At 60.2% G+C, this 3963-nt stretch carries 6 protein-coding genes and 1 pseudogene; 3 read left to right on the plus strand and 4 right to left on the minus strand.

Annotated elements, in window-relative coordinates; translation table 11 throughout:
* From X803_RS19965 to X803_RS0113275, 3 genes are all read right to left on the minus strand, one after another.
* Positions 1 to 421: 8-oxoguanine DNA glycosylase OGG fold protein (locus X803_RS19965; RefSeq protein ID WP_162149233.1), on the minus strand; the 421-nt coding region annotated here is incomplete at its 3' end.
* An 81-nt stretch (positions 422 to 502) separates the two neighbouring features.
* A complete protein-coding gene (locus X803_RS0113270) occupies positions 503 to 1015 on the minus strand; it encodes a hypothetical protein (protein WP_026545512.1) in 513 nt (170 codons plus the stop codon).
* 262 nt (positions 1016 to 1277) lie between these two features.
* Positions 1278 to 1676, minus strand: a complete 399-nt coding sequence (locus tag X803_RS0113275; protein WP_026545513.1) for a heavy metal-responsive transcriptional regulator — start codon at positions 1674 to 1676, stop codon at positions 1278 to 1280.
* A 55-nt stretch (positions 1677 to 1731) separates the two neighbouring features.
* Here X803_RS0113275 and X803_RS0113280 point away from each other — a divergent pair, with 55 nt between their 5' ends.
* From X803_RS0113280 to X803_RS19970, 3 genes are all read left to right on the plus strand, one after another.
* Entirely contained in the window at positions 1732 to 2025 is a 294-nt protein-coding gene (locus X803_RS0113280; protein WP_026545514.1) for a hypothetical protein, read from the plus strand.
* Positions 2026 to 2155: 130 nt separating this feature from the next.
* Positions 2156 to 2593 carry an FAD-dependent oxidoreductase gene (locus X803_RS22840; RefSeq protein WP_253907474.1) on the plus strand — a complete coding sequence of 146 codons (438 nt, stop codon included), beginning with the start codon at positions 2156 to 2158 and terminating at the stop codon, positions 2591 to 2593.
* On the plus strand, positions 2526 to 3509 hold the full coding sequence (locus X803_RS19970; protein WP_253907475.1) for an FAD-dependent oxidoreductase: 984 nt from the start codon (positions 2526 to 2528) through the stop codon (positions 3507 to 3509). The genes X803_RS22840 and X803_RS19970 overlap by 68 nt, the downstream gene beginning before the upstream one ends.
* Positions 3510 to 3774: 265 nt before the next feature.
* Here the strand turns inward: X803_RS19970 and X803_RS22565 are convergent.
* Positions 3775 to 3963 (minus strand): annotated as a pseudogene (locus tag X803_RS22565) (hypothetical protein); the annotation flags it as partial.

Genomic DNA, 3963 nt, shown 5'->3' on the forward strand with positions numbered 1-3963 from the left:
CATCGATATGTCCGTCGTTGTTCAGGTACCGGTAAGCATCGACCGCGCCGCCGGCGTTGAACCGTTCGACCGAGGTCTGTAGTCGCTTGATGACAGTGCCGTCAGTGGTCTTCCCGGCCTGTCCCGGTGCGCCGCTGAGGATGCGAGCGGTGCGGTACGGCCCATAACCGGAGTGACCGTGACCCCAAACCATGCAGGCAATGAACGCCTCAGTGAATGCGCCTTCGCGCACATAAGCATCCACCGTTTCGGCAGTCGATGCTCGATCTACGGCGTCGGGAAGCGAATTGAGAACTCGTGCACCGCCATCGATCTCTGAGAGCCAACTCATCCAACGATTTTTCGACCATGAGAATGCCCGTTGAGCGACGTGTGGAGATGCCAGTAACCGTCCCAGAGTCGGTGGAATATCGGGGTGCATTGTGCCTATCCTGCCTGCTGATCTGTTTCATGGACTTGTTCCTGCTCAACCTGAGGAGACCCGGGCGGCCTTGTTCTTTGCTCACGCATGGCGACCGGGCGAGGCTGGCTCCGTCAGGAGTTTCACCCTCTCAAGGAAGGCCCGCGCGGCTGCGGTGTACTGCTCACGGATTTGATTGATTCCCCTCACTTGAGCGGCGGGAACTGTGACTGTACGCAGCTGCTCGAGGCGGGTTCCACCGGGTATGGCGGTTAGCCTGAAGCCCGTACGTGCCGCTTCATCAGCGTCACCGACAACGCGGACAAGTGCCCAGCGTTCCCGGACTTCCTCCACGACCTCGACCAGATGAACGTACTCCCGCCCGTCCCTGTAGCTGATGTAACCCTGCATCTCCCCAACACCCTCGGGTGTGCCAGGAACCCGAAATGCCTTCACAACGTCTGGATCTAAGAGTGTCGCGGTTTCCGCCGGTTTGATCAGGGCCCAAACCTCTGCCGGCGCTGCGAATAGATCAATCGCAGCGACAACATCGATCACTTCACCACGTACCCGCTCGAACACCAATCGAACCGCCCCCTTCGACTTGAGATTCAACTACCGCGACTCGTTTCCTGAGCGGTAGTCACAAGAAAGGTATCTCACTGCAAACAGGACAAGGCGACATATTGGGCCGTTATCGGCACGCATCATGCAGTGAAGGGTAGCCGTTGCACTTCGGCTCCTATATATGCAGCCGTCACTGTGCACGCCCACCGCTCGGTCGAGGTGAGACTTTCCAATGTCGGTGACGTGGTGGGTGTGTGCAGGCGGTCAAGCTGGTCTCTGCTGTCCCGGGTATCTGCTTGCCCTAGGACGCTTACTTGGTAGTGAGGATGTGGCAGATTTCTGCTGGCCCGCAATCTGCTGGATCCAGGGTGTGACTGGCTTCGATGAGCTCCTCGAGCTCCCACGCCAGATTGGCGAGTTCCTGCTGGCGTGCCCGGACCTCGGCGAGTTTCTGTTCGAGGACGAGTGATACGTGGGTGCAGGGCGTCTGGCCTGCATCGCGAAGGTTGAGGACCTGGGCGATCTCGGTCAGGGCAAGGCCCGCGTTTTGCGCTGCGCGAATGAATCGTAAGCGATCGATAGCTGCGCTCTCGTACGTCCGGTAACCGTTGGCAGCCCGGTCAGGTGGGGGCAGCAGGCCCTGACGTTCGTAGAAGCGGATGGTTTGATTGTCCACGCCCGTGGCGGCAGAAACTTCCCCGATCAGCATGGTCCAATTCTAGCCCTTGACCTTGTACCTGACTGCAAGGTTTACGGTGGGGATCATGGACATCACTTTGCAGTACTTTGATGGTTGCCCGAACTGGACGGTCGCAGACGAGCGGCTGCGCATCCTTGCTGAGGAACGCCCGGACATAGTGCTCGGGTATCAGCTCATCGATACGGTGGAAGCCGCCGAACGGGTAGGCTTCCACGGCTCTCCCACCGTCCTCATCAACGGCGTCGATGCGTTTGGTGATGCGTCCACGCCCGTGGGCCTGGCCTGCCGCAGGTATATGACCGATGACGGGTCGGCGGGCGCACCGAGCTTGGCCCAGCTTAGGAACGCCGTCGGCTGAGTACCCGCTCTGCGCATCAAACACGGCAAAGTCCACCTTCGCGTCACCAGACAGACCCGCGACGGTGGGCAAGCACGCTTCACCAGCTGAGAGAACAACGTTTCCACTGACTTACGAAGGGGCTCCTTTGATGACTGATACCTATGACCTACTGGTAATCGGGGCGGGGATGGCCGGGGTTGCCGCCGCGACGAAAACCGCGTCCAAGGGTTGGCGGGTCGGAATCGTCGACGCGCTTCCATACGGCGGGACATGCGCCTTGCGCGGTTGTGATCCCAAGAAGATCCTGCGCCGTGGCGCCGAAGTGGTCGACGCTGCACGGCTCATGGGCGGCAAAGGCATCGACAGTGGCGGGCTCTCCATCAACTGGGAGGACCTGATGAAGCACAAGCACGGCTTCACGGACCCCGTTCCACATAATATGGAAGAGGACCTCCGGGCTCATGGCGTGGAAACACTGCATGGTCCGACAGCCTTCACCGGGCCCACGCAGGTCGACATTGCAGACACCCACTACGAAGCATCCAAAATCGCTGATAGCGACGGGGGCAGTTCCGCGGCCGCTTGATTTCCCAGGGCACGAGTATCTGATCGATAGCAGCGACTTCCTGAACCTGGAGACGCTTCCTCCCCGGATCGTGTTCCTCGGCGGCGGGTTCATCTCCTTCGAGTTTGCTCACATTGCTGCCCGGGCAGGAAGTACACCGATCATCCTCGATCAAGGAGCGAGGCCCCTAAAGGCGTTCGACGCCGACCTTGTAGAGCTGCTGATCAAGCGCGGATCAGAAGCGGGAGTCGAGGTGCGACGCCGCGCCAGCATCACGGCCATCACCAAGTCCAGCAGCGGATACACCATCCATACCGACACCACTGGCACGCCGGACTCAATCCAGGCGGACCTCATCGTCCACGGCGCCGGAAGAGTCGCTGAACTATCCAGGCTGAACCTTGACGCGGGTCAGGTGGCACACGGCAAGCATGGTGTTGAGGTAGCCGGCCACCTGCAAAGCACCACGAACCCTGCCGTCTATGCTGCCGGGGACGCAGCGGACACAGCCGGGCTGCCGCTGACCCCTGTGGCGGTCATCGAAGCGAAGGTCGCCGCCTCAAACATGCTCAAATCCGCCACGACAGCACCGGACTACGCCGCTACCCCAACGGCTGTCTTCACCGTCCCCGAGCTCGTCCGGGTAGGCATGCTCGAGCACGAAGCCCACAACAATGGCTTGAACATCGACGTCCGCTATACCGACACCAGTGGCTGGTACTCGAACTACCGGATCGGTGAAACCGCCGGAGCCACCAAAATACTGGTCGACAAGGACACCGATCTCATCGTCGGTGCCCACCTCTTCGGACATGGCTACGCCGAGCTAGCGAACACCATCAGCGTCGCCATGAAACACGGCCTGACAACCCGGCAACTGAAATCAACCACCGCCGTCTACCCATCAACCGGCTCCGACCTGGGCTCCCTGCTCTAACTATCCTTGCCAAAAAATCAGTAACGGCGCTTTTGACCGGTTGAGAGAACCATCGTTACTCACTCGAACGGGAGGCACTGAGAATCGGGGGCGAACCTGATCGATCCTCATGAAACGAGCAACATAAACTGCACTGAAGATAACCGCGGGCAATGGCGCATCGAACGGTCCAAGCTCGAGGAATACATCGCGGATGCCTATACCCGCACAGCCGAAGCCCTCCAACGAGGAGTAAAGCTCACAGACGAAGGGGAAGACTAGTCCGTCACTGCTTCTTGTCGGGCGGCGCCGGGGTGACTGCGCTGCACCACACCCACCCTTCACGGTGAATCTTGATCACCGGTTCAAAGAACCCGATACGGATCGCTGTCGCCGTCCACGCTGTCGCCTGGGCCTGCACCAGATACGCCTGCGCGGGGTACCGGATCCACACGTGCACCCGCCGTGTCGGCTT

Source organism: Arthrobacter sp. 35/47 (assembly GCF_000520475.1).
GTDB lineage: Bacteria > Actinomycetota > Actinomycetes > Actinomycetales > Micrococcaceae > Arthrobacter_D > Arthrobacter_D subterraneus.